Source organism: Actinomycetota bacterium, assembly GCA_040905475.1.
Taxonomy (GTDB): domain Bacteria; phylum Actinomycetota; class AC-67; order AC-67; family AC-67; genus DATFGK01.
Genome location: JBBDRM010000058.1, coordinates 1 through 23,260, shown reverse-complemented (window position 1 = coordinate 23,260; position 23,260 = coordinate 1). Strand labels below are relative to the sequence as shown.

At 68.3% G+C, this 23,260-nt stretch carries 25 protein-coding genes; 5 read left to right on the top strand and 20 right to left on the bottom strand.

Annotated elements, in window-relative coordinates:
* Nucleotides 1-28 precede the first annotated feature (28 nt).
* Nucleotides 29-421, bottom strand: coding sequence for a CBS domain-containing protein (locus WEB06_05215; protein ID MEX2555012.1), 393 nt, complete (start codon nucleotides 419-421; stop codon nucleotides 29-31).
* 152 nt (nucleotides 422-573) lie between these two features.
* Between WEB06_05215 and WEB06_05210 the strand changes: the two genes are divergently transcribed.
* Entirely contained in the window at nucleotides 574-951 is a 378-nt protein-coding gene (locus tag WEB06_05210; protein MEX2555011.1) for a hypothetical protein, read from the top strand.
* A 27-nt stretch (nucleotides 952-978) separates the two neighbouring features.
* On the opposite strand, the gene WEB06_05205 is transcribed toward WEB06_05210, so the two are convergent.
* From WEB06_05205 to WEB06_05195, 3 genes are read right to left on the bottom strand one after another with little or no spacing between them, the layout of a single operon-like run.
* A complete protein-coding gene (locus WEB06_05205; GenBank protein ID MEX2555010.1) occupies nucleotides 979-1,776 on the bottom strand; it encodes an ABC transporter permease subunit in 798 nt (265 codons plus the stop codon).
* On the bottom strand, nucleotides 1,766-2,677 hold the full coding sequence (locus WEB06_05200; protein MEX2555009.1) for an ABC transporter ATP-binding protein: 912 nt from the start codon (nucleotides 2,675-2,677) through the stop codon (nucleotides 1,766-1,768). Before WEB06_05200 ends, WEB06_05205 begins: the two co-directional genes overlap by 11 nt.
* Nucleotides 2,625-5,507, bottom strand: coding sequence for a cation-transporting P-type ATPase (locus tag WEB06_05195; protein MEX2555008.1), 2,883 nt, complete (start codon nucleotides 5,505-5,507; stop codon nucleotides 2,625-2,627). Before WEB06_05195 ends, WEB06_05200 begins: the two co-directional genes overlap by 53 nt.
* A 216-nt stretch (nucleotides 5,508-5,723) precedes the next feature.
* Here WEB06_05195 and WEB06_05190 point away from each other — a divergent pair, with 216 nt between their 5' ends.
* From WEB06_05190 to WEB06_05180, 3 genes are all read left to right on the top strand, one after another.
* Nucleotides 5,724-6,437: a CBS domain-containing protein gene (locus WEB06_05190; protein MEX2555007.1), complete on the top strand. Its 714-nt coding sequence runs from the start codon at nucleotides 5,724-5,726 to the stop codon at nucleotides 6,435-6,437.
* Nucleotides 6,438-6,445: 8 nt separating this feature from the next.
* Nucleotides 6,446-6,718 (top strand): phosphopantetheine-binding protein, encoded by a 273-nt coding sequence (locus WEB06_05185; protein ID MEX2555006.1) that lies wholly within the window; start codon nucleotides 6,446-6,448, stop codon nucleotides 6,716-6,718.
* A gap of 420 nt (nucleotides 6,719-7,138) precedes the next feature.
* Nucleotides 7,139-7,387 carry a hypothetical protein gene (locus WEB06_05180; GenBank protein ID MEX2555005.1) on the top strand — a complete coding sequence of 83 codons (249 nt, stop codon included), beginning with the start codon at nucleotides 7,139-7,141 and terminating at the stop codon, nucleotides 7,385-7,387.
* Nucleotides 7,388-7,414: 27 nt separating this feature from the next.
* Here the strand turns inward: WEB06_05180 and nagA are convergent, their stop codons facing one another.
* The 12 genes from nagA to WEB06_05120 all read right to left on the bottom strand — a co-directional run bounded on the left by nagA (nucleotide 7,415) and on the right by WEB06_05120 (nucleotide 16,276).
* Nucleotides 7,415-8,530, bottom strand: a complete 1,116-nt coding sequence (nagA, locus tag WEB06_05175; GenBank protein ID MEX2555004.1) for an N-acetylglucosamine-6-phosphate deacetylase — start codon at nucleotides 8,528-8,530, stop codon at nucleotides 7,415-7,417.
* Nucleotides 8,527-10,206: a phosphoenolpyruvate--protein phosphotransferase gene (gene ptsP / locus WEB06_05170; protein ID MEX2555003.1), complete on the bottom strand. Its 1,680-nt coding sequence runs from the start codon at nucleotides 10,204-10,206 to the stop codon at nucleotides 8,527-8,529. Before ptsP ends, nagA begins: the two co-directional genes overlap by 4 nt.
* Complete coding sequence (locus WEB06_05165) at nucleotides 10,203-10,469, bottom strand: HPr family phosphocarrier protein (GenBank protein ID MEX2555002.1); 267 nt, start codon at nucleotides 10,467-10,469, stop codon at nucleotides 10,203-10,205. Before WEB06_05165 ends, ptsP begins: the two co-directional genes overlap by 4 nt.
* A complete protein-coding gene (locus WEB06_05160; GenBank protein MEX2555001.1) occupies nucleotides 10,469-11,494 on the bottom strand; it encodes an SIS domain-containing protein in 1,026 nt (341 codons plus the stop codon). Before WEB06_05160 ends, WEB06_05165 begins: the two co-directional genes overlap by 1 nt.
* Nucleotides 11,491-12,234, bottom strand: coding sequence for a sugar isomerase domain-containing protein (locus WEB06_05155; protein ID MEX2555000.1), 744 nt, complete (start codon nucleotides 12,232-12,234; stop codon nucleotides 11,491-11,493). Before WEB06_05155 ends, WEB06_05160 begins: the two co-directional genes overlap by 4 nt.
* Nucleotides 12,224-12,685 carry a PTS sugar transporter subunit IIA gene (locus WEB06_05150; protein MEX2554999.1) on the bottom strand — a complete coding sequence of 154 codons (462 nt, stop codon included), beginning with the start codon at nucleotides 12,683-12,685 and terminating at the stop codon, nucleotides 12,224-12,226. The genes WEB06_05155 and WEB06_05150 overlap by 11 nt, the downstream gene beginning before the upstream one ends.
* Nucleotides 12,670-12,984, bottom strand: a complete 315-nt coding sequence (locus tag WEB06_05145) for a PTS sugar transporter subunit IIB (protein ID MEX2554998.1) — start codon at nucleotides 12,982-12,984, stop codon at nucleotides 12,670-12,672. The genes WEB06_05150 and WEB06_05145 overlap by 16 nt, the downstream gene beginning before the upstream one ends.
* A 19-nt stretch (nucleotides 12,985-13,003) precedes the next feature.
* Nucleotides 13,004-14,452: a PTS ascorbate transporter subunit IIC gene (locus WEB06_05140; GenBank protein ID MEX2554997.1), complete on the bottom strand. Its 1,449-nt coding sequence runs from the start codon at nucleotides 14,450-14,452 to the stop codon at nucleotides 13,004-13,006.
* A gap of 124 nt (nucleotides 14,453-14,576) precedes the next feature.
* Nucleotides 14,577-14,708: a hypothetical protein gene (locus WEB06_05135; protein MEX2554996.1), complete on the bottom strand. Its 132-nt coding sequence runs from the start codon at nucleotides 14,706-14,708 to the stop codon at nucleotides 14,577-14,579.
* 5 nt (nucleotides 14,709-14,713) lie between these two features.
* Entirely contained in the window at nucleotides 14,714-15,409 is a 696-nt protein-coding gene (locus tag WEB06_05130) for a phosphoribosyltransferase family protein (protein ID MEX2554995.1), read from the bottom strand.
* Between the two features lie 121 nt (nucleotides 15,410-15,530).
* Nucleotides 15,531-16,058 (bottom strand): hypothetical protein, encoded by a 528-nt coding sequence (locus WEB06_05125; protein MEX2554994.1) that lies wholly within the window; start codon nucleotides 16,056-16,058, stop codon nucleotides 15,531-15,533.
* Nucleotides 16,059-16,078: 20 nt separating this feature from the next.
* On the bottom strand, nucleotides 16,079-16,276 hold the full coding sequence (locus WEB06_05120; GenBank protein MEX2554993.1) for a DUF1918 domain-containing protein: 198 nt from the start codon (nucleotides 16,274-16,276) through the stop codon (nucleotides 16,079-16,081).
* Nucleotides 16,277-16,497: 221 nt separating this feature from the next.
* On the opposite strand from WEB06_05120, the gene WEB06_05115 reads away from it, so the two are divergent.
* Nucleotides 16,498-16,938: a hypothetical protein gene (locus WEB06_05115; GenBank protein MEX2554992.1), complete on the top strand. Its 441-nt coding sequence runs from the start codon at nucleotides 16,498-16,500 to the stop codon at nucleotides 16,936-16,938.
* Here the strand turns inward: WEB06_05115 and WEB06_05110 are convergent.
* The 4 genes from WEB06_05110 to WEB06_05095 all read right to left on the bottom strand — a co-directional run.
* Nucleotides 16,935-18,074, bottom strand: coding sequence for an N-acetyltransferase (locus WEB06_05110; GenBank protein ID MEX2554991.1), 1,140 nt, complete (start codon nucleotides 18,072-18,074; stop codon nucleotides 16,935-16,937). The genes WEB06_05115 and WEB06_05110 overlap by 4 nt on opposite strands.
* Nucleotides 18,075-18,077: 3 nt before the next feature.
* Nucleotides 18,078-19,454, bottom strand: coding sequence for a wax ester/triacylglycerol synthase family O-acyltransferase (locus tag WEB06_05105; GenBank protein ID MEX2554990.1), 1,377 nt, complete (start codon nucleotides 19,452-19,454; stop codon nucleotides 18,078-18,080).
* An 11-nt stretch (nucleotides 19,455-19,465) separates the two neighbouring features.
* Complete coding sequence (locus WEB06_05100) at nucleotides 19,466-20,260, bottom strand: universal stress protein (protein MEX2554989.1); 795 nt, start codon at nucleotides 20,258-20,260, stop codon at nucleotides 19,466-19,468.
* The coding region (locus WEB06_05095; GenBank protein ID MEX2554988.1) for a glycosyl hydrolase family 65 protein at nucleotides 20,257-23,260 on the bottom strand (3,004 nt) is incomplete at its 5' end. The genes WEB06_05100 and WEB06_05095, both read right to left, overlap by 4 nt.

Genomic DNA, 23,260 nt, shown 5'->3' with positions numbered 1-23,260 from the left:
GCCGCTCCGCGGCGCGCCGGCCCAATCCCTACCGCGAGATCGCCTCGGCCGTGAGCTCCAACTCGGCGGCCAGCAGATCCCGGATCGAAACCATCCCGACGGGCCGGACGCCGTCGACGACCGGCAGGTGCCGGATGCCGAGAGCCAGCATCAACGACGCCGCTTCCCGGACGTCGGTGTCGGGAGAGACCGTCGTCGGAGCGGACGTGAGGTAGAACCGGATCGGGATGCGCCCAAGATCCGACCGGTCCGCCGTCGCCCGGACGATGTCGCGCTCGGTGATGATGCCGACGATGCTTCCGTGCTCGATCACGGCCAGCGAGCCGACCTCGTAGAAACGCATCCGGTCCGCGACTTCGGTGATCGACTCGTCGGGATGTGCGGCGAAGATGGGCTCGAGCTTCAGGTCTTGGACCTTCATCGTCCTCTCCCTCCCATCAAGCATTGGGTCGATACCAGCCTCTTCGGGAGACGTCGACGGACGTAGGGCCGATGGACCCTCCGGCGAACGGGCCTTCGACCCTGGGGGCGAGGCTTCGGGCGGGTCAAACTCCTTCTTGAGGAGGAGATGACATGGATACCATGCCTTCGAAACGCAGCCTGGTTGCCCTCGTGGGAGCGGAATCGGAGAGTCGTACCAAGCTCGCTCGAGCCCTTATCCGAAACGGCACGGCAGTGGTCATCTGCGGAGGACCGCCGGGATGTCCGCTCCTGCGAGGCGAGGAGTGCGCCATCGTAGAGAGCGTCGACGGCGTCGTCGTCATGCCACATCTCCCCGATGCGACGACCAGCGATGTCGCGATCGGCCTGACCCGATGCGCCTTCGAGACCAGGACCGCCATCGCGATCGAACCTTCCGCCGTCCACCCGTTGAGCGGAGCGACGCACCTGCCGGCCGGAGCTTCCGACGAGCTGGCCGGCGCGATCCGCGACCTCATCACCGCCCGCTGAGACCGAGGTCCCGAGCGCTCCGAGGCGTCAGGTGCCGAGGTCCCTGCGATCGATCAGCAAGAGCGAGACACCGAACAGCACGGTCGTCATCGCGACGAGGATCGCCGCGTGAACCGGATCCACGCCGTTGCGGAGCGGCTGCGCGTCGAAGAAGTAGTGGAACGGCGACAGGACCTGGTACGGGCGAAGACCTCCAACGACGGGTGCGAGCCCGTCCAGCAGGTAGCTTCCGACGCCCACTGCCGCCGTCGCCCCGGTTGCGACCGCCGTCGAGCCGGTCCCGGCGCCGAGCGCGAACGCCAGCGCACCGAAGACGAACGCGAGCAACGCGCAGCTGAGCATCGTCTGCGCCAGCTCGCCGAGGCCGATCTCCATCGAGAAGATCGCTGAGCCGGCAGCGAGCACCGCCCAGAAGACGGTAGCGATGCCGAGGGTCGCCAGGATCATCGCCAGGAACTTCTCGCCCGCCAGTCGCCGGCGCGACAGCGGCGCCGACAGCAGCAGATCGAGCGTGCCGCGACGTTCTTCGCCGGCGATCATGCGCGTCCCGAGCGCGACGGCGAACAGGATGAGCATGAGCGGGGCCATGAACGAGAAGACCTCGGTGTGCAGATAGCCGGCCGGCGTCCCCAGGTCGGTTCCGCCGAAGAAGGCACGCAGCGCCGCCGGCGCCCGTTCCATGAACCGTTCGAGCTCGCTCGCCGTGCTGGAGTAGCTGGGGTAGATGCTGGTGGTCATCAACGCGAAGAGCGCGAGCCCCAGGCTCCACCAGACGGCTTTGCGGCGCTGGTCGCGAAGCGATTTCGCGAGCACGTTACGCAGCACTGGTCTCCCTCCGCTCGCCGTAGAAGGAAAGGAAGACTTCCTCGAGGCTCGGCTCGTGGCTGACGATGTCGAGGACGCTGAACCGGGCTGCGGCCTTGACCACGGCATCGGGAGTCGTGACGACGGAGCAGCGCAGCGTGTCGACGTCCACCGTGACGTCGCGAACGCCCGGAAGGGATGTGAAGGCGGAATCCGGAACCGGCCCGGAGAACCGGATCTCGAGCCGATGCGGCACGCGATCCTTCAGCGTGTCGACGTGCTCCACCGCGAGCAGCCTGCCGGCGCGGATCATCGCGACCCGATCGCAGCTCGTCTCGACCTCCGGGAGGACGTGCGACGACAGGAACACCGTCCCTCCGCGCTCTCGCGCCTCGAGCAGCATGCGATGGAACTCGCTCTGCACGAGCGGGTCCAAGCCCAACGTGGGCTCGTCCAGGATCAGGAGTTCGGGCTCGTGCATGAACGCGTTGACGAGTCCGATCTTCTGCCGGTTACCGTGTGAGAGGTCTCGCACATTCGTGTCGAGCTCGCACGAGAGGCGTTCGGCGTAGCGGCCGATCGATCCGGAAGGGACGCCGCCTCTGAGGTTCGCCGCGAACGCAAGGATCTCTCGCCCGGTCATGTCCTCGTAGAGATGGAGCTCCCCGGGGAGGTAGCCGAGACGACGGCGGATCTCGACCGAGTGCGCCCGGACGTCCCGGCCGAACAGCCGGGCCGCGCCGCGGGTCGGACGGATCAAGTCGAGCAGCGTCCGGATCGTGGTCGTTTTCCCGGCGCCGTTCGGACCGAGGAAGCCGAGGATCTCGCCGCGATCGACCTTCAGATCGAGGTCGGCGATGCCCGTTCGCTTACCGTAGAACTTCGTAAGACCGATGGTCTCGATCACGGGGTCGGTCGCCATATCCCAAGCCTGCCTTCTCACCTGCCTCGGGGCGAGGGTCGGACGGCCCGCCGGAGCCGGGCCTTGCCGGGACCCGGCTGAGGCGCGATCGGACCACCCCTTTGCGTGCCTCCTCGGCGGCTAAGAGGACCACGAACCCCGCCAGAGCCGGGATCCACTGCGCGAAGTCGAGCGCCTCGTGTCCCAGGACGCGTCGTAGCGGGGGCAGATACACGAACGCGAGCAGCGCGAGCGCCTCGGTCGCCACCGCGCCGACGAGCAGGCGATTGGAGAACGGCCGGATGGCGAACAAGGAATTCGGCGTGCTCCTGCACTCCAACGCGTTGGCCATCTGCATCGCGACGATCGTCGAGAACACGATCGTCGACAACGTCGCCAGCCGGCTTCCGGAGGACGGCAGCGGCAAACCAGGCTGCCATCCGAAGAGGAGCGCGGCACCGAGCGGCACCATGGCCATGGACACGAGGGCCTCCACAGGCCCGAGGAAACCGAAAGCCCGGCCGAGCACTCTCCGATCGAGCAGGCGTGCGCGGCGCGCGCGCGGAGGCCGGCGCATCGTTCCCGGCTCCGCTCGTTCGGCCCCCAGGGCGAGCGCGGGGAGGAGATCGGTGCCGATATCCAGGGCCAGGATCTGCAAGACGGAGATGACGAGCGGGATCTTGCCGGCGGAGAGCGCCCAGACGAGGAACGGCGTCAGCTCCGCGACGTTATCGGTGAGGTGATAGGTGAGGAACCGTTTGATGTTGTCGAAGGCAGCCCTGCCCTCCTCTACGGCCTCGACGATGTGCGCGAAGTTGTCGTCCAGGAGGATGATGTCGGCCGCCTCGCGGGCGACATCTGTTCCGGCCTTCCCCATCGCCACGCCGATGTCGGAGCGGCGGAGTGCCGGTGCATCGTTGACGCCGTCGCCGGTCATCGCAACCACGTCGCCACGGGCCTGAAGAGCCTGCGTGATCCGAAGCTTCTGCTCGGGAGCGACGCGCGCGATGATGGCCTCTGGGACGGCCAGCAACTCGCCGAGCGCCGCGTCGTCCGTAGGAAGCTCGGATCCGAGCAGGAGTACGTCCGTTCGCAGGCCGGCTTTCCCGGCGACCGCGACGGCCGTCGACGGGTGATCGCCTGTGAGCATGATCACTCGGATACCCGCCCCACGGCACCGGGCGATCGCGTCGGGCACTTCCGGCCGTACGGGGTCCTCCAGACCGACGAGTCCGAGCAGCTCGAGGTCGCGCTCGGCCGCCTCCGCTCGGACCGATGCATCGTCGAGCGTGCGGCGCGCGAGCGCCAGGATACGCAGACCGTCGGCGGCCATCGCCTCGACCTCGGAGACGATGCGCGCCTCCTCGTCGGCGTTCAGTGGGATCGCGGCACCTCCTCGACGGACCGTGGAGCAGATCCCGAGCAACCGCTCGGGCGCTCCCTTCACGAGGAGCTCCAGATCGCCGCTCGGCAGCACATGCAACGTGCTCATGCGGCGGCGCGCGGAATCGAACGGGAACTCCCTGATCCGGGGAGCCGTCCGTTCCACAGCCTCGCGCTCGATACCGCCTTTCCGCGCCAGAACCAACAGCGCCCCCTCGGTGGGATCGCCCGTACAGCGCCAGCGCCCGTTCTCCTCGGAGACCTGAGCATCTCCGCAGAGCGACGCAGCTCGGAGAAGCGGGATGACTTCCTCCAGCTCGACGGACGACACGGGCCGTCCGTCGACGTGAAGCGTGCCGGCCGGTCCGTAGCCGGTCCCGGAAACGCGGTAGCGGTTGCCGGAGGTCGCGATACCGCGCGCCGTCATCTGGTTGGCCGTGAGCGTTCCTGTCTTGTCGGTGCAGATGACCGTCGTCGACCCGAGCGTCTCGACCGCCTCGAGGTGACGGACCAGCGCGCCGCGCTTGGCCATGCGCGTGGCCCCGATCGCGAGCGAGAGGGTGAGCGTCGGGAGAAGACCCTCGGGAACGAGAGCAACGATCACTCCGACCGCGAAGAGGAACCCACTCCTCGGCGAGGCCCCGAGGAACAACGAGGCGCCGAAGAAGACCGCGCCGCATCCGATCGCGATGACGGCGATCGATCGCACCGATACATGTAGCGCGGCGCGCAGCGGTGTGGGCCGCCGCACGACCTCTCCCGTCAAGCGGGCCACGCCGCCGAGCCGCGTCCGCCCTCCCGTGGCGAGGACGACGGCGACCGCGGATCCGGACGTGGCGTAGGTTCCGGCGAAGAGCAGGTTCTCCGCCTCGAGCGCGTCGTCGCCCGGTCCGCTCTCGGCGGTGCGGTGTACGGACTCGGATTCGCCGGTGAGTGTGGAGTTGTCTACCGCGATCCCATCGGTGCGTAAAACCCGGGCATCTGCGGAGATCCGGTCACCTTCGACGACGAAAAGGATGTCACCGGGGACGAGGTGAGCGGCGTCGAGGCGAACCTTGCGGCCGTCCCGCAACGCGAGTGCGGTCTGCGGCAGGAGGGACGATAGAGCGCGCGTCGCTCGTTCCGCCCGATACTCCTGAGCGAAGCTGAACGTGCCGTTGAGGATGACGACCACGATGATCGCCCAACCGAGCTCGGGCATCCCGCCGACGAAGGCAAGGCCGGCGGCAACCCAAAGCATCGCAGCGAAGAAATGCGTCAGTTGCGCGACGAACTGCTTGGGGAGGCTCGGCCCCGCCGCCTGAGGCAAGCGATTCTCGCCGAACCGCGCGAGCCGGGCCTGGGCCTCTTCCGAGGTCAAACCGTGCTCGTGCGTCGACTGCTCCTGCAGGGAAGCGGCGGCGGTCAGGGCCGCCGCCTCGACGAGCGGGTCGGCGTGCCCCTGCGGGAACTTCAACAACCGCGACACGTCTGTACCCCGAGCCTACGAGGAGCGCCGGCGTCCGACCGGAGCAGTCCGACGCCCTCTTCAAGGGCCGAAAGGCCCTGAGGCGGCCACGACGGAGCCCTGCCCGCGGCACCGACGGCGAAAGGCCCGCAGGTTCAGGGCCTCCCGGCCGGAGCCAGGCGGCGGCCGGAGAGCGATGATCGAAGCGAGGCCTTGAGGCTCCGAGAGGAGGCTGTCATGAGACGCAAAGTGAAGGACGTGATGACCAAGGACCCCGTGGTGGCGCGTGAGTGGATGCCGTTCAAGGAGGTCGCGTATCTGATGGAGTGGAACGACGTCGGCGCTCTGCCCGTCTTGGACGACCTGGGCCGGCTCGTGGGCATCGTTTCCGAGGCCGACCTCCTCCTGAAAGAAGAGCGGACCGGGACGAAACCGAAGCGGTTCGCGATCGGCCGTCGCCGCCGCGAGCGCGCCAAGGCCGATGCGACCACCGCGCGCGAGCTCATGACGACACCCGCGGTCACGGTGGACACCGACGCAGCGGTCGGAGAGGCCGCCCGCAGGATGCACGCCGCCGGCGTCAAGCGGTTGCCCGTCGTCGACAAGCGAGGCGTGCTGGTGGGCATCGTCAGCCGCAAGGATCTGCTCAGCGTCTTCCTGCGCCCCGACGGAGAGATCCAACATGACGTTGAGGAAGGCGTTCTCCATCACGCGATGTGGCTGACGCCGGCCGACGGCGACATCCACGTCGGCGTGGAACAAGGAGTCGTTCGGCTGTCCGGGTGGGTGGAGCGGAAGAGCCTCATCGAGATCATCACCGCGATGGTGCTGGGGGTCGACGGCGTCGTCGATGTGGATAACCAGTTGGGATTCAGGACCGACGATACGCACATCAAACCGGAAACGAGCCCGGCGTGGGGAGTCCTTCCCTACGCACTTCGCCGGCCGTAGGGGGGAGCATGAGCGACACCGACAACATCCGAACCCTCGTCCTGCGCGTGCTGGGAGAGATCGCACCCGAAGCATCCCTCGGAACGCTGAACGCCACGGCTCGGTTCCAGGAACAGCTGGACCTCGATTCGATGGACTTCTTGAACGTCGTCTCGGGCCTGTCGGAGGCGACCGGCGTCGACATCCCAGAGCGGGATTATCCGAAGGTCGCCACCCTCGACGGGTGCGTCGCCTACCTGGCGAGCAGACTCGCCGGCGCGGTCGTTCCGGCCGAGGGATAAGCGCCGCGGAAGCCGACACTCTCCGAGGCGTCTGGCCCCTCTCACCAGGGCGAACCGGCCCTACCCTTGCGAGCCGTCGACGGACGAGCATGGGGTGAAGCCGCGCGGCGAACCTCGTGGCGCTCGGATGGTTCAAGTACGCGGGATTCTTCTCGGAGTCGCTGACCGGCCTCATCACGAGGCTTGGCATGCACGTCGATCCCCCGGTGCTCGAGATCGCGCTCCCGATCGGCCTCTCCTTCCTCACGTTCAGATCGATCGCTTATCTCGTCGAGGTTTCTCAGGGGACGATAGGCGCCGGACGGCTCCTCGACGTGGCGGTTTGGCAGACGTTCTTCCCGCAGCTCGTCGGCGGTCCGATCGTCCGGCCGAGCGAGTTCCTCCCTCAATTGCAGGTCGCGCCCGATCATCGGCGGGTCGATGCGTCTCGGAGTGCTCAAGGGAGTGAAGCGAGTCGTCTGGGTGACCGTCGCCGAGAAGTGGCCGTCGCGGGTCGCGATCAACGCCGAGATCCGCGCCGCGGCCGCCAGATGGCCGACCATCAGGATCGCCGACTGGGCACCGGTGATCGCGGCACATCCGGGGTGCGCGTACGACATGCTCCACCTCACGCCGAGCGGCCAGCGGGCGATCGCCAAGCTGATCGCCGCGAAGGTCAAAGGACCGTAGACATCCGTACTCGGCCGGCGACGACGGTCAAACCGACGGAGCGGCCCACACCTCACGGCCCGAGACGATCGTCCTCACCGGGCTGAGGTCGTCTGCGAGAACGGCCACGTCGGCCGGGGAGCCCGGACGCAGCGTCCCGAGCTCGTCCCTGCCGATCAAGCGCGCAGGTGTAGTGGTGGCCGCGTGCACCGCTTCCGGCCACGGCACCCCGAGCCCCGCCAGGTTGCGCACGGCCCGGTCCATGGTGAGCAGGCTGCCGGCCAGCGTCCCGTCGGCCAGGCGTGCAGCGTCGTCGGAGACGTAGACGAGGCGGTCTCCGAGCCGGTATTCGCCTGGTCCGACGGTCGCGGCGGCGATCGCATCGGTCACCAGCACCAGCCGATCACGCGCACACCGCCAGGCGATGAGCAGCGTTTCCGGAGCCAGGTGGATCAGATCGGCGATCACTTGAACGACCACATCACCTCGCGTCAGCGCGACCGCGGAGATGCCCGGGTCGCGCGCGGCGAACCGTCTCTGTGCGTTGTGCAGATGGGTCACGGCCCGCGCGCCGCGGTTGTACGCCGCGTGCGCGGTCGGAGCATCGGCGTCGCTGTGACCGAGCGAGACGATGATGCCCCGGCCGAGCAGCCAGTCGAGCAGCTCGAAGCCGCCCGGCGGCTCGGGCGCGATCGTCATGTACGTGACCGGCCCCGCGTTGCAGAGCTTCGATGCCAGCTCGAGATCGGGCCCCACGATGTATCGCTCGTCGTGCGCCCCTTTCCAAGCCGGCGCGATGAACGGCCCCTCGAGATGGACGCCGAGGATCCTCGGCACCGACTCGATCTGAGCCTTGGCCGCTACCTCGAGCGCGGCCGTCGTGACCTCCGGCGGGGAACTTACGAGCGTCGGCTGATAGGACGTCACTCCCCGGGCGACCAACGCCTCACCGGCAACCCGGTAGCCGTCGACGTCGCAGCTCAGGAAGTCCACACCTGCGAACCCATTGACCTGGAGGTCGATGTACCCCGGGATCGCGATATGTTCGCCTGCCGGCGGCGCGACTCCCACGGCGACGATCTCTCCTCGGGCCGTCTCCACGTCCCCTTCGATGAGCACACCGTCGACGAGTGCGGAGCTCACTCCCAGCCTCATGGTCTTCATGGCGACTCCTTGAGCAGGGCGCGAGCGATCCCTCGCGCTTGATCAGGGTCCGTGGCTTTCAAGGCGAGCATGGCTGCGTCGCGGCAAGCATCCAGCGTCACGCCGCGCAGGGCGGCGCGTACCGCCGGTATCGTGTCCGCCTGCATCGACAGTTCGGTGACGCCGAGACCCACCGCGAGCAACGCCCATGCCGGGTCGGCGGCTGCCTCACCGCACACCCCGATCCAGAACCGGCGCGCGCCCGCGCGGCAGACCATCGCCACGGCGCGGAGCAACGCCGGGACGAACGGATCCTGGAATCCGCCGAGATCGGCTTCACGACGGTCGGCGGCCATCAGGTACTGGGTGAGGTCGTTCGTTCCGATCGAGACGAAGTCGACGCAGCCGGCGAGCTCCTCCGCCGTCAGCGCAAGCGCGGGTACCTCGACCATAACGCCGACCTCAACGACGTCGGGCATACCCGAGGCGACGACGCGGCTTCTGAACCAGCGCGCCTCATCGGCAGTGGTCACCATCGGCGCCATCACCGCGGTCGGCCCCAGAGCCGCCGTAGCGGCTACCGCGCGCAACTGCGTGTCCAGCAGCTCCGGGTGCAGCTCCGCCAGCCGGATCCCCCGGACCCCAAGTTCGGGATTGCGTTCGGGGCGCGCCGGCAAGAACGGCACTTGCTTGTCGGCCCCGATGTCGAAGGTCCGCACGATCAGCCTGCGACCGCCGAGCATCCCGTGCATCTCCCGCAGCAACGCGATCTGCTCATCGAGGGAAGGCGGCCGGTCCCGATCGATGTAGAAGAGCTCGGTGCGTAGCAGCCCGACGGCCTCCGCCCCTTCGGCGAGCGCCGACCGCAACTCCTTCACGCTTCGCACGTTCGCGGCAACCTCGATCCGTTGGCCGTCCGCCGTCGCGGCCGGACCCGTTCCGGCGGCCGTACGCATCCGCTCGCGACGGGCGCGGAGCTCCGTACCGGCGGAAGAGAGTTGCCGTTGCGTCGCGGCATCGGGGTCGATGACGATGAACCCCGCGCCGCCGTCGATCCCGATGGCGCCGCCGTTGCGCACGACGTCCAGTAGTCCGCGAATGCCCACCACCGCGGGGATCCCAAGCCCTCGTGCTACGACGGACGTGTGACTCGTCCGGCTGCCGCTCTCGGTCGCGATGCCCAGCACGAGCGACGCGTCCAGCCCTGCCGTATCGGCCGGCATCAGATCCTCCGCCACGAGCACGCACGGCTCTATCGGCCGGGGCGGGAGGCGCGGTGGAGCGCCCGCAAGCCCGCGCGCCGCGAGGTCGCAGATGTGACGAACGTCCGGGGCGCGCGCCGTCAGGTAGTCGTTGCCGGTCCGCTCCAGCTCCGTGGCGAATCGCTCCCCCGCCGCGAGGACCGCTCGAGCCGGCTGCTCCCCCGAGCGCACCGCCGGAGCGGCGGCGGCCCGCAGAGCCGGATCCCGCGCGATCGCCGCTTGCGCGCGAAGGATCTCTGCGGCTGCGCCCGACGTCGAGGCGGCCGCTTCGTCGAGGTCGGCGGCGAGGGCGGCGAGCGCGTCGGCGAGCTCGGCGACGGCTTTATCGGGGTCGGCGACCCCCTCGGAACGGATCTCGAAAAGGTCCGGCGTGTAAACGTAGGCGAGAGCGACCCCAGTTCCCGGCGATGCCGCGACCCCGCTCAGCCGCTTCACGGCGTCCCCACCATCCCGGTCAATTCGTCGAGGGCCCGCTGCGCGTCCGGACCGCTCACACGGATGCGGATGCGGTCGCCGCAACGCACGTCCAGGGTGAGCACCATGAGCACCGACTTGCCGTCTGCCTCTCGATCGCCCTTGACGACCGTCACCGACGACACGAATCGGGCGGCCGCCTGGGCGAAGGCTGCCGCAGGGCGCGCGTGAAGCCCCAGCTCGCTCGCGACTTCGATCTCCCGTTCGATCATCGTCGTGGTCATCAAACGGTCACCTTCTTCAGCCTCGGCGGGCGGTCGGGATCCACCCCTCGGCGCAGTGCCAGCGCAAGCGCCAGTTGCTGGGCGCGTACGGCGGCCGGGATGGCGGTCAGCGGTTCCGGCAAACCGCTGGGCAGCGAGATGTCGCGTTGACCCGTGCCGGCGATGATGATCGCGGGGACATCCGCGAGGGCGCTCACGGTGCGACGTGTCTCATCTCCCGCATGACCCGGACCCACGATCGCGATCAAGGGATGATCGGTACCCGCGAGCGCCATCGGGCCATGACGGAACGACGAAGCCGACCATCCCGAAGCCGCGATCAACGAGGCCTCGGTGATCTTCAGCGCCGCCTCCTTCGCGATGCCCAGCATCATGCCGGAGCCGATCACGGAGAGATGGGTGACGCCGGCCAGCCGCTCGACCGCCCGAAGAACGGGGTTTCCGTCGTTCAGCTCCTCCGCCACGGCCTCGACCATCCGGACCCACTGAAGGGTCGGCGCAGGGACATCCCCCAGGGCTTCGGCGAGCATCGCAAGGACGGCGAGCTCGGCGGTGAAGGTCTTGGTCGCCGGCACCGTCGTCTCGGGTCCCGTTCGCAGATCAACGGCGTGATCGGCGACGTCCACGATCGGCGCCAGAAGATCGGCGGTCAGGGCGAGCGTCGTCGCGCCGCCCCGCTTCAATGCGGCGAGCGTGGAGACAACGTCGTGGGTCCGTCCAGATTGGCTGAGGCCGATCGCGAGGTATCCCTCGACGGCGGTTCGCGTGTGGTACAGGCGTGCCAGACTTGGGGGTGCGAGCGACGCCGGCCTGCGGGTGACCGCCTCGAGCAGGATGCGGCCGAACAGAGCCGCGTTCTCGGAGGAGCCGCGGGCCACCAGCACAACTCCGCGGAACGGTTCGGGCGCGAGCGCCCGGAACGCTCGGATGAGCTCGTCCCTCCGTGCGAGCAGAAGGCTCAGCACGGCCGGCTGCTCCGCCATATCAGCGGCCATGCCACTCGTCGCCCGGCCGGTGGCGGTCACAGCAGCGGCACCCGCTTCCGGTAGTCGCTCATGAGTACCGCGTTGCGTTCGGCGCCGCCCTCGACGTTGGAGCTCGTCCAGAGGGGCAACCGGATCCCCTTGTCGGCCGCGCGATCGGCGATGCGCGCGAGCAGCAGGTTCCACAGGTAGACGTTCGTCAGCGAAGAGATGCCGGCCGTCGGCGTCCCGTCGTCCACCCGGTAAGCCGAGTCGCCGTATGGAACGCGCGTGTCGAGCACGAAGTCGGCGACCTCGTCGAGCTTGCGTCCGGCACGCGCCGTCGCCGTCCGGAGGTGCGTGAGCGAGACGATGGCAACCACCGGCGTGCCGCGCGAACGCAACTCCTCGGCCAGCTCGACGGGAACCACGTTCACCCCGGAGTTGGAAACGACGAACGCAAGATCCGACGGCGTGGGGGCATACCGTTGAACCAGCAGCCGGGCGATCCCCGACGTGTGTTCGTACAGCGTGCTGTCCGTCCCGCCGTGGAGCGGCAGCAGCGATGGGTGGTAGAGGGGCTGCACGCAAGCCAGCCCGCCGGCCCGGTAGAAGCCTTCGAGCATGAGCGCCATCGAATGGCCGGTTCCGCCCACGAAGATCAGCCCGCCGCCCATCACCGTCCGGAACATCTCGTCGGCCACCTGATCCAGGGCTGCCCCATTGACCGCCTCAACCAACTCGAGGTGGTCTCGCATCGTGCGGCCGAATCCTGCCGCTCCGCCGTTCCGTTCAGACGTCATCACCGATCACTCCTTCGAGAAGCTCACGAGCCGCCGCATCCGACGGCGCTTCGCGCAACCGGCCGGCAAGTCCGGCGAGCAGCGCGCCGGCGAGAGCCGACAGCAAACCCACATGCGATCCCCTGTCGGGGGAACCGAACGCCAGCACCAGATCCACGGGATCGTTGACCGCGTGTCCGAACGCGACCGGGTTCTGGAGCACGGCCACCCCGAGGCCCAGCCTCCGGACTCCGTCCTCGGGCCGGGCATGCGCGAGCGCGATGCCCGGCGCGAGCACGATGTACGGGCCTTGCTCCTCGACGATGGCGACGCAACGATCCTCGTACCGCTGTTCGAAGGCGCCCGCATCGACGAGGGGGTGGCACGCGGCCCGGATCCCGTCTCGCCAGCCGGAAACGTCGACTCGGACACGCGCCGCGACGGCGAGGTCGAGCGCTACGCGGCCATCCATCCGGCCGCCTCCATCGACTCGACGAGCTTGCGCTTCATCTCGTCCTTGTCGAGGAAGTTGGTCACGGGGATGACGATCGGGAAGCGGCCCACGAACTCGGGGGTGTGCATCTCCTGCGCGATGAGGATGTCCGCCGGCATCCCGTGGGCCGAGGAGACGTCGGTCGCCGTGACGCGGGCGTGGAGTCCGAGCTGTTTGAAGACTTCCTCTGCCGTCATGCGGAGGATGAGAGAGGTCCCCATCCCGACCCCGCACACGGTGAGGACAACCAGCTCGTCCTCCACGCCCTTCCGTGCCATCACGAACACCATCCCTTGCTCATGCAGCGTGTGGAACCTGCGTCGGAGGCTGCACCTCACGACGGGTCGGACGACGGATCCCGGTCGCGAGCCGGTAGGCGCCGTAGAGGATCGCTGTGACGAGCAGCCAACCGAAGATCGTCACGAACGCCTCGTAGCCGTTCCCGAACGCGAGGGGATTCTTGGTGAACAGGATCCCCCAACTCACGATGTACCAGTCCGGGTCGGCAAGGGTCGCCATCTGCGGACCGGTCCTCTCGAGCAGGTGCCAGGTGATCGCCTGGCCGAAGGCCAGGAACAGCCCGTTGATCGCGCCACCGGCCACCGCACCACGCCAGCCCCCGTACTTGTTGCCGAAGACACCTGCGGCTCCGCCGGGGAAGAACAGCATGATCATCGGCGGCACGAGCACGAAGCCGCCGAACCATCCCAGAGCGGGGAACAGAGCCATCGCAACGAGGAAGACGGCCAACGAGGACAGGAACCCGACCATCACCGCGGTCGGCGCGTACGGGAAGACCGTCGGGGCGTCCAGCGCGGGGCGAGCTCCCGGGATGACCCGGTCGCTGATGCCCTTGAACGCCGGAACGATCTCGGCGAGGAACATCCGCACGCCGAAGAGCAGGATCGCGATGCCGGCCGCGAAGCGTAGCGCCGACACGACGGCCCATATCCACGGGTTGATGGTGGCGCTGTACCCTGCCGCAAGCTCGTTCCGCGTGGAGTTGGGAACGAACGCCATCGCGACCAGCATGATCACGGTGATGACGATGGCGGTGCTGACGTTCACGTCCTTGAAGAACGACAGCGACCGCGGCAGGTGCAGCTTCTCGGTGTCGTGCTTCTCGGGGTCGCCGAGGTGCTTTCCGACCGCGGCGCCCAAGTAGCAGGCCGAGGAGCTGGTGTGGCCGTATCCCCAGTCGTCCGAGCCGATCACTCTCTTCATCTTGCTTGCGATGTAGATCGGCTGGACCGTCCAGTAGGCCGCCAGGATGGCGGCACCGATGAGCGTCATCGTCCACTGGCCCATCGATCCGTACGCCGCCGTCAGCGAAGCGGTGATGACGACGCTCATCCAGAACATGAGATGACCGGTCAGGTACACGAACTTCAGCCGCAAGATCCTGACGACGAAGATGTGCATCAGGAATGCGACCGTCATGACCATCGCGATCGTGGCGCCCTTATCTGCCATGAAATCGTCGAGCGACACGACCGATGTCGGGGCCGCCTTCCCGAAGGCTTCCGCCACGAGGGTCTGGAACGCGACCAGGCCTCCGATGAAGACGGCGATCCCCGCGAACAGCACGTAGATGCCGACCGTCGCGCGGAGGGTGCCTGCGAGGATCTCATCGAACTTCTTCCTCTGCAGCCACAAGCCCGCGAGAACGATCAAGCCGATCAGGATCGCCACCTCGTTGAACACGTTGTTGGCGAACCACTGCAGGACTTCTTCGAACGTATCCACCAAAACCACCTCCCAAGTGGCCCGGATGACTCCCGCTCACCCCCAGTCTTCTCCGGGTCGTCCCGAGCGGGTAGGGCCATTCGGTGGACGTCCGACCGGTCTTTCGGGCTTCACCGGCCGGCCGTCACGCCGCCTTCGGCACGGCCACGTCCCTCTCGTATGCGGCCGGCGCGTCGAAGCTCTGCTGCCGCTTGGAGACGATCACGACGACCGCCGCCACGGCGGCCGCAACTGCGATCCACCATCCCTTGCGCATGTGTTTCACCTCCCCCTTTCATCTGGGGCGCCCGCACCGACCGGGAGCCGCCCGTACTCACGACGTCCAGAAGCTGCGCGGTCGAGGATGTGCGTCACGATCTCGTCCGACGGCTCGGCCCCGTTCCGGTACCAGTCCTCGGCCGCGAAGAAGAACGGCGGCGTCTCGATGCATACGACCTCGTCGCAAACCTCACGGAGCTGGTCGACGACGTCGCGCGATGAGACGGGAGCCGCCACGACGATCCGCGACGCTCCACGGCGCCTGACCGCTTCCACGGCTGCGCGCGCCGAAGCGCCGGTCGCGAGCCCATCGTCCACGATGATCGCGGTGCGCCCGTTGAGCGGCAGCGCCGGCCGTCCGCGGCGGTAGACGTCGATCCGACGAGCCAGCTCGGCGTTCGCGGGTGCGGTTATGCCCGCGAGCTCCCGGGCCCGCAAGCCCATCGTCTCCCCGAGCCGAAGGCTGATCGAGGACCGGCCGTCCTCGGCGATCGCACCCATCGCCAGGTTGGGGTGCCCCGGAGCGACAAGCTTGCGGACGATGACCACATCGAGCGGAGCATCGAGCGCTCGCGCGATCTCGTAAGCGACCGGGATCCCGCCGCGTGGGATGCCGAGAACGACGACGTTCTCGGAACGCAACCGTCTCAGGCGCACCGCGAGTCTGCGGCCGCCCTCCGCCCGATCCCGGAATCGCATCTCATGTCCTTGACGAGGTTCTGCGTACAGATTGGATCGAGATCCCTCGCGACGGGAGGGCCGGTCGACCCGGGAAGGAGGAGCCCTACGGCTCACGCCTCGGGCTCCAACCCGTGGTTTCTCAAAGCCAGATGTCGGCGACGTCGGCAACGGCCGAGGGCTTCGTCGGCCGCCGGCGGGGCTGCGCGGCCCGCACGGCGCTGGACCGGGTCGACACCCCCGAAGCGTGCGCGGGAAGGTCATGACCATCGCCCATCCCGATCAACGAACGCACGACGGAGACAAGCGCCCGTCGATCTGGATGGCGCGGCAGAACGACGACCTGCGGATCCCTGATGATCTCCACCGCATCGTCCGGATCGCCGAGAGCGACTACGGGTTTCCCTTGGGATCGATACAGGAAGAGAAGCTGCCAGGACGCCGGCCCCTCCATCATCGGGTCGGCGTCGAGCCGCAGATCGAGCACCACGACATCGCACGCGTCGACGAGAAGACAGCCCTGCTCATCCCAGCCGCGGCATGTGTACGTGGGCGCTTGTGGTCCGCTGCAGCGAATGACGGTGTTGCCGTCGTCGGCCAACCAGCCGTGGAGCTGATCGACCGCGACGTCATCTGCGTTTACCAGGAGCACCACCCTCGAGCGTTCCATCTCGCCCCTCCCGCCGCCCGTCATCGCCCGGTCGCGTGCGCGAGATGATCGACGTAGGCGTCCGGGCCGGGAAACACCAAGCTCACGTGGCCGTCCTCCCATCGAACCAGGTAGGGCGGCCTCCCGTCGGGACCCACCTCGAGGATCTCTCCATCACGAAGAGGCTCGTGCACGTAGTGCCCTTTCACGACCAAGCGATCTCCAACTTCGGCTTTCATAGCTTCCTCCCGCATGTACGCATCGCTCTCGTTCAGATTTGCGCCGATCCCTCGAAGGTCCAAGAGCCGCTCGCCCCGAGGAACGCGGGTCCAACGGCACGGCTTCTTGCGTCTCCCGTTGCGCGCGCACCACCGAACGTCCCGCGATGGCCGGACCAATCGGCCCTAACCGGACGGTACGACGCAGAGGATGATCGAACGGACCGTAGGAGGTGAGTCTCATGTGGCGCAGGGACCGAGAACGACTTGCCGTTCCTTCGTGGGGCCCCACCCGAGGAAAGACGCGTGTCCTCGTGGAGGCCCGGGACGGCGCGGATGGATGGGCGTGCGAGCAGATCCTCGAGCGCGAAGGGTACGAGGTTGCGATATGCGCGGGGCCCGAGTCGGGGCGCATCTCCTGCCCCGTGCTCGAAGGGCACGACTGCCCGGCGGCGCGAGGCGCGGATCTCATCGTCTCGTTGCTGAACCTGTCGCACACGCCGTCCCGTACGGTCGTGCGGGCGCTCGGCGCGATGCGTCCGGCCAGACCGATCGTGATCGAAGTGAGCGACGAGGATCGGATACGGAACGCCGACCTGATCGCACAGACGACGGCGCTCGACGCTCCGGTCCTGGGAACACAGCTGTCCCGGGCCGTCCGTGAGGCCCTCGCGGCTCGTTAGGAGCGGACCGCTCGTCCGTACATCCGGTAGGTCTTGTATCGCCGGCCCCCCATGTGCCGGATCGCACGGTTCATCGCGTCGTTGGACTCGAGGATCCAGCTCATCTCGCCCCAGCGATAGCCCGAACGGCGCGCGGCCTCGAGCGTTGCCAGGTAGAGGTATGCGCCGACTCCGACAGCACGATGAGCCCGCTTCACGCCGAGCGCCACAACACGGCAGGCCGTCCACGAGCGCCGCCGAGCGCGCCGCAACAATCGCACGACGGCGAGCGGTCCGAGCCGTCCGCGCGCCTGGATGAGCTCTTCGTTCACGTCGGGGATCGTCAGACCTACCGCCGCAGGCTCTCCGTCTCGCTCCGCGATGAACACCAAGCGGGGATCGATGATCGGGCGGAGCCGTTTCGCGTGCTCACGGATCTCGTCCTCGGTCATGGGGACGAAGCCCCAGTTCCGCTCCCAGGCTTCGTTGTAGACCTCGAGGAAGCGGCGCATCTCGTCGCCGAATCGTGTCGGATCGAGCGTCCGGAACGTATAGGTCTGCTCCGCCTCACGCGCGAACGCGACGATGTCGGCCGGCGGTTCGGCATCGGTATCGAGCCGGTACGCGTACAGATCTTGGATCTTGTCGAACCCGGCCTTCTCGACGAGTCGTTCGTAGACGGACGGGTTGTAGGTCATCAAGATCATGGGCGCCGCGTCGAACCCTTCGACCAGCAGCCCCGCCTCGTCGTTGAGCGTGAACGACGCCGGACCGACCATCCGATCGCACTCCTGCCACGAGAGCCATCCCTCGGCCGCGTCGAAGAGCGCCTCGGCCGCGTTCGGATCGTCCTCACACTCGAAGAAGCCCCAGAACCCGGTGCGGTCACGCAGTACGTCGGTCGAGTGGAAGTCGTTGTAGTTCCGGTCGACGTGGGCCGAGATCCTTCCGATGTCCCTGCCTTCGAGCCGGGCCAGGAAGTACGCGGCGTCGCCGTGCCGGAAGAACAGACCGCGTGCATGGTCCAGCTTCGCGCGGATCTCGCTTCGGATCGGCGCCACCCAGTGGGGGTCGCCTCGATAGAGACGGAACGGCAGCTCGACGAAGCGACGCAGGTCGATTCGGGAGCGAACCTGCACGATCTCGAGACCGTGCATCGCTCATCCTCCCGCCTCGTGGCGAAGCTCCACGATCGACTTCTCGATGCCCTCGGCGACGAGGCCCGCATCCGGCAGAGCGTCGCCATCGGCGACGATCCCGAAGCACATCTGACCCGCGTAGGACATCGCGGCGACGATCACGCCGGCGTTCGCGGACAGAGGCCGCAGCGGGATGATCTCCTCGACGCGCCTGCCGCGGATCCACAGCGGCGTTGGGGGCCCAGCGATGTTGGTCACGGAAACGTTGAAGAACCGCTGGACGGACTGCGCGCCGGCCACCAGCATCGCGATCGGCGGAGGCAGAGCCGCTCCCGCCTGGAGGAGCAACTCGGCGCCGGCTCCCTGCCCCGAGGCCTTCGCGATCCGCGTCGCACGCCGGATGATCGCGAGGCGACGGCCCGGGTCGTCCTCCGAGACCGGCAAGGGTGCGAGGATGGCCGTCACGCGGTTCCCTTGCGTGCCGTCGTCCTTCCGGTGAAGCGAAACCGGAACCAGCGCACGGAGCGTGACGGTCCGCGGTTCGATGCCGCGAGACCTCATCACTGCCCGCAGTCCTCCGCTCGCCGCCGCAAGGACCACGTCGTTGACGGTGCCCCCGAGCGCGGACTTGATATCCCGCAGATCGGCGAGCGGCGCGCGCGCCACCGCGATGATCCTGTTCGGGCCGATGGGAACGTTGAAGGAAGACGCCGGAGCCGGATCGAGCGCCGCACGCGCGATGCTCGTCAACCCGGCGACGACATCGCGCACGTCCCGCAGCAGCCTCGTCGGTGACCGCGCCTCCGCAATCGCTCTGCGCGCGGACCTGAGCGGGGCCAGAACGGCGTCGGCGGCCGACGACACCGCGAGTCGAAGGATCCCCGGCGCCCGGCGCGGAACCCACGGTTCGGGTTCATAGGTTCGGGCCTCCGGCGCGGGGTCGAGGAAGAGGTTCATGAGCTCCGTCCCCGATACACCGTCGACGAGGCTGTGGTGGATCTTCATCAACAGCGCGAACCGGCCGCCGGCGAGTCCCTCGATGCACCAGCACTCCCACAGCGGACGGGAACGGCTGAGGTGCTGGGCGTGCAGGCGTGCCGCCACCTCGAGGAGCTGCCGTTCGGTTCCGGGGCCCGGCAGGCTTGTCCTGCGGACGTGGTATCGCAGGTCGAAGCTCGCATCGTCGACCCAACGCGGCCGCGCGAGGGGTACCGACCTGAGTCGCTGCAGGAGCCGCGGAGCGAACGCTACTCGCTCGCCGATCGCATCCAGGAGCTCCTCGTGATCGAGCGGCGGCCCCTCAACGATCATCAACGAGGCGATGTGATACGGGGTCGCCGGGCCCTCGAGATAGAAGAAGGCGGCGTCTTGCGGCCGCACCCGGTCCGCCGATCCCATCGTCTCACCCCCTACTGGAACGCCGTCGCGTCGACCCGCTCCGGATCGGCAGCGACACTCACGGGCAGGAGCAATACGGGAACGGTGCTCCGGCTCAGGATCTCCCGCACGTGGCGGGCGTGCCCCTCTGAGAAGCTCTGCGACCAGCCGAGCGCGATCATGTCGACCCGCCGGCCTTCGGCCTCCTCGACGACGACGCGACCCGGCTCGCCGGTTCGCAGCGTGAGCGTGGTCCCGGGTCTGGCGAACAAGCGAGCGAGCAGTTCCTCGCTCCACAACTCGAGGTCGCGTTCCGGACGGTCGAGGAAGAACGGGGTGGTCTCGCGCTCGAAGACGTGAACCGTTTCGACCGTGACACCGGCACGTCCGAGCAAGCGCAACGCACGCGCGGTGGCGTCCGCCGACGTCGGATGACCGTTCACCGGCACGAGGACCCGGCGGATCCCGTCGGGACGAGGTCCCGACGCTTCGGGCGGTACCACGACGACCGGTTTCGTGGCTCGCTCGACGATCGCCAGTGCGATGTGACCTGCCGGCCTCGGACCGCCGGGCAGCCCCCGCGCGCCGATCACAACGAGCATCACGTCCTCGGCATCGAGGGCGTCGATGAGCGCCTGCACCGGCGCGACGGAGACGAGCCGCAACGCGACGCCGTACCGCTCGGCGAGCGACCGTGCCGTTTCGGCTCCGTTCTCCTTGGCGTGGACGGCTTCGACCGAAGCGTCGAGCGATCGGCCCAGCTCGATCGCGGTCTCGAGGACCGGTCGGGCGGCCAGACTGTTGTCGATCGCGGCAAGGATCCTCATGGCGTCTCCCCCTCCCAGGCGTCCTCGTCGCCATCGAGAACGAACGTGGCTCCTCCCACCGGAACCTTCGTCAACGGACGAGCCCCCGGTCGCACGACGAGCGGAGCGTCGGGATCGATCGTGACCGAGCCGTTCTCGGCGCGGACGCGTAGCCGTCTGCCCCGGAACCGGAATGTCATTTCGAGCGCATCCCACGTCGCCGGCAACACGGGGGCGACCCGAAGCGCCTCTCCTTCGGCCGCGAGCCCCAGGAAGCCGAACGCCAGCGCCTGCCATACGCCTCCCATCGTCGCGATGTGGAGGCCCGAGGCGGTCGTCCCGGTCAGGTCGTCCAGATCCATCCGGCACGCGAGCCGGAAGGGGACGAGCGCTTCGTCGGGTCGCCCGGACCGAGCGAGCAGCGCCGCTTGGATCGCCGGCGACAACGAGCTTCCGTGTGCGGTGCGGGGGCCGTAGTGGGCCAGGTTCGGCGCGAGCGATCCGGCGACAACGTCGTCCGGGATCATGTGATGGAGCATGAGGACGTCGGGCTGCTTGATGACCTGCGCGCCGAGCACGCGCTTGCTGCCGAGCAATACGTCGGCTGCGACGGGAACGCGCGATATCTCGGAGATCACCAACGGCTCCAACCCATGGAAGCCGGCGAACTGCTCGTAGATCCCGGTCGACGAGTCGTATCCGTCGACGAGCGCGTCGGCGAGCGCCGACCACTGCTCGGCTTCCTCGGGCGTCCCTCCGCGGCCGTCGGCTCGAACAAGCTCGGCGGCTCGCCGGAGGTTCCAGCGAGCCATGATGTTCGTGAATGCGTTGTCGTCGACGATCTCGTGATACTCGTCGGGTCCGGTCACGCCGTAGATGTGCGCGCGGCCGTCGCGGTCACGGCGTGCTTTGGACGCCCAGTAACGGGCGGTGTCGGTAACGAGGTCCCGACCCGAACCGTCGAGGAACGCCGTGTCCCCCGTCCAGGTCGCGTAGTGCCACGCGGCCCATGCCACGTCGGCAACGATGTGCAACTCGTGCTGGCCGGTCCGGATCGGGATCGCCCGCCCGTCGTCGGCGTGGACCAGCCTCGGGGTCACGTCGTCTCCCGAATCGGCCGACTCCCACGGGAACCGTGCGCCGGCCCGCCCTTCGCGCAGGGCCGCCCGGCGCGCCGCTTCGATCCTGCGAAGTCGATACTCGAGCATGGATCGAGCGCCGGAGGGCTTGATCGCGGCCAACGCCGGCAGCACGAACACATCCGCGTCCCAGAAAACATGACCGCCGTACGCGCAACCGCTCACGCCGCGTGCGCCGACGGCCGACTCACCGAACCCGGCAGCGACGCCGAGCAGATGGAAGATCGCGAACCTCGCGGCCAGCTCCGCGGCGGGATCACCCTCGATGCTCACCCCGGCGTCGCGCCAGCGCGCAGCCCAGGTTGCCCGCTGGTAGGCCAGAGAACCATCGAAATCGAACCAATCGATCGCGGAATCGAGCCTGTCGGCGTCGGGAGGCCCTGACGGGTAGGAACCGTAGGCCGCGACGCGCTCGATCATCCGAAGCCCGTCTCTGAACCCTTCCTCCGTGCGGACCGCTGCCAGCATCCGGCCGCCCAGCGCGGTGCGAACCTCTGCACGGGCGGTACCGTCTTTGGTGCGCGTGGTGTAGCCGCTCGCCTTCTCGGGCGGAGTCAAATCGGCGCCGGCGGTCAGAATCCGCGGGGGGCCTTCGGCACGCATCGCCATGAGGCCGGCTCGAGCCGAAGAGAGGAACCGCATCGTGCGGAACCGGCCGGCGCGGCTGCTCCGTTCGCGGAGCAGGATGCCGTTCCGCATGTCGAGGGTCCGATGTTCCGTCGCCGCTTTGTTCGGCGCGACCGAGAGCTCCGTCCAAAGCGGGCCCTCGGCGAGCGTGGTCTCGGCGTCCTTGCGATCGAACAGATCCGACGCAGCGAGCAACCCGTGCGTACCGGCTCCGTCCTCCTCGACGCTCCCGCGCAGCCCGAAGGGCGATTCCGAGAGGGTGAGGATCGACTCGCGAACGCGCGCCAAGCGTGGATCACCGTCGACCACCACGCACCACGCGGGGTCGGGATCCACGGCCGGGACGCGGCGCGCACGCCTCCGGTCGATCTGGTCGTCGACCACATCGAGGAAGGTCGCCGGCCCGCCGCCGAGATGAAGGACGCGGCCGGGGACCCCGTCGGGCTCGATGCCGACCGAGATCGCGGTCGCGCGTTCGCTCCCGGCGACGAGCATCATCGAATCGCTGCCGGGTACGCCTCCGATGGGTCCGAACTCGTCGCCCGCGATCAGCACCAACCCTGGTCCGACGCCGAGGTGGTACAGATCATCGAGCGCCCACCGGAGCGAGTCGGACTTGTCCGTCAGGCCTATCTCGACGTGTTTGACGTCGCTGGTGATCCGCGGATCCGACACTCCCGAGGCGTGCGCCGCTTCACGGGCGATCTCCACGATCTCCTCCACATCGCCGAAACCGTGCGCACGCAGCCGATCCGTCACCGCTTCGAGGAGCCGGTCGATGATCGCCTTCGGCGGGTCGCTCCAGGCGGGGTCCGGGATGAGATCGATCTTGCGCCGGTTCAATCGCTGAGAAACCACCTCAGCGCGGAGGCCCGACCGCGCGAGCCGCGCGACCGTCGATGCGGCCGCACGATCGAGCGCTTCGTCCTCCTCGCGCGTGGCCGTGCGTCGATACACGACGTGCGGACCGTCAGGCCCGACGGCGAACACCTCCGAGCCTCGGTTGAGGCAGAGGAACAGCCTGCCGGGACCGTTGGGGCGGCCGCCGAGCTGGCCGTCGACGTTATCGACGTGCGTTCCGCTTACCACATACACATCCATGCCGGCGGCGCAGAGGGCCTCGATCCGCTCGCGAACCGGCCCCGCATCGGCGGAACGATCGGGCACGGCCGTTCCGTCCCAGTCGAAGATCAGCGCTTCGAAGCGCACGTCCGGGACGGAGATACCGGCCCGGGTCGCGCTGCGACCCGGGCCG

Bases quoted from the DNA above. Each gene is read 5' to 3' on its own strand.
- WEB06_05130 (MEX2554995.1), bottom strand. From the start codon at position 15,409: ATGCGATTCCGGGATCGGGCGGAGGGCGGCCGCAGACTCGCGGTGCGC.
- WEB06_05145 (MEX2554998.1), bottom strand. From the start codon at position 12,984: ATGGCACGGAAGGGCGTGGAGGACGAGCTGGTTGTCCTCACCGTGTGC.
- WEB06_05100 (MEX2554989.1), bottom strand. From the start codon at position 20,260: ATGAGGATCCTTGCCGCGATCGACAACAGTCTGGCCGCCCGACCGGTC.
- nagA (MEX2555004.1), bottom strand. From the start codon at position 8,530: ATGAAGACCATGAGGCTGGGAGTGAGCTCCGCACTCGTCGACGGTGTG.
- WEB06_05190 (MEX2555007.1), top strand. From the start codon at position 5,724: ATGAGACGCAAAGTGAAGGACGTGATGACCAAGGACCCCGTGGTGGCG.
- WEB06_05125 (MEX2554994.1), bottom strand. From the start codon at position 16,058: ATGGAACGCTCGAGGGTGGTGCTCCTGGTAAACGCAGATGACGTCGCG.
- WEB06_05180 (MEX2555005.1), top strand. From the start codon at position 7,139: ATGCGTCTCGGAGTGCTCAAGGGAGTGAAGCGAGTCGTCTGGGTGACC.
- WEB06_05115 (MEX2554992.1), top strand. From the start codon at position 16,498: ATGTGGCGCAGGGACCGAGAACGACTTGCCGTTCCTTCGTGGGGCCCC.
- WEB06_05150 (MEX2554999.1), bottom strand. From the start codon at position 12,685: ATGGATGGCCGCGTAGCGCTCGACCTCGCCGTCGCGGCGCGTGTCCGA.
- WEB06_05135 (MEX2554996.1), bottom strand. From the start codon at position 14,708: ATGCGCAAGGGATGGTGGATCGCAGTTGCGGCCGCCGTGGCGGCGGTC.
- WEB06_05185 (MEX2555006.1), top strand. From the start codon at position 6,446: ATGAGCGACACCGACAACATCCGAACCCTCGTCCTGCGCGTGCTGGGA.
- WEB06_05155 (MEX2555000.1), bottom strand. From the start codon at position 12,234: ATGACGTCTGAACGGAACGGCGGAGCGGCAGGATTCGGCCGCACGATG.
- WEB06_05105 (MEX2554990.1), bottom strand. From the start codon at position 19,454: ATGGGATCGGCGGACCGGGTGCGGCCGCAAGACGCCGCCTTCTTCTAT.
- WEB06_05210 (MEX2555011.1), top strand. From the start codon at position 574: ATGGATACCATGCCTTCGAAACGCAGCCTGGTTGCCCTCGTGGGAGCG.
- WEB06_05165 (MEX2555002.1), bottom strand. From the start codon at position 10,469: ATGACCACGACGATGATCGAACGGGAGATCGAAGTCGCGAGCGAGCTG.
- WEB06_05200 (MEX2555009.1), bottom strand. From the start codon at position 2,677: ATGGCGACCGACCCCGTGATCGAGACCATCGGTCTTACGAAGTTCTAC.
- WEB06_05120 (MEX2554993.1), bottom strand. From the start codon at position 16,276: ATGAAAGCCGAAGTTGGAGATCGCTTGGTCGTGAAAGGGCACTACGTG.
- WEB06_05110 (MEX2554991.1), bottom strand. From the start codon at position 18,074: ATGCACGGTCTCGAGATCGTGCAGGTTCGCTCCCGAATCGACCTGCGT.
- WEB06_05215 (MEX2555012.1), bottom strand. From the start codon at position 421: ATGAAGGTCCAAGACCTGAAGCTCGAGCCCATCTTCGCCGCACATCCC.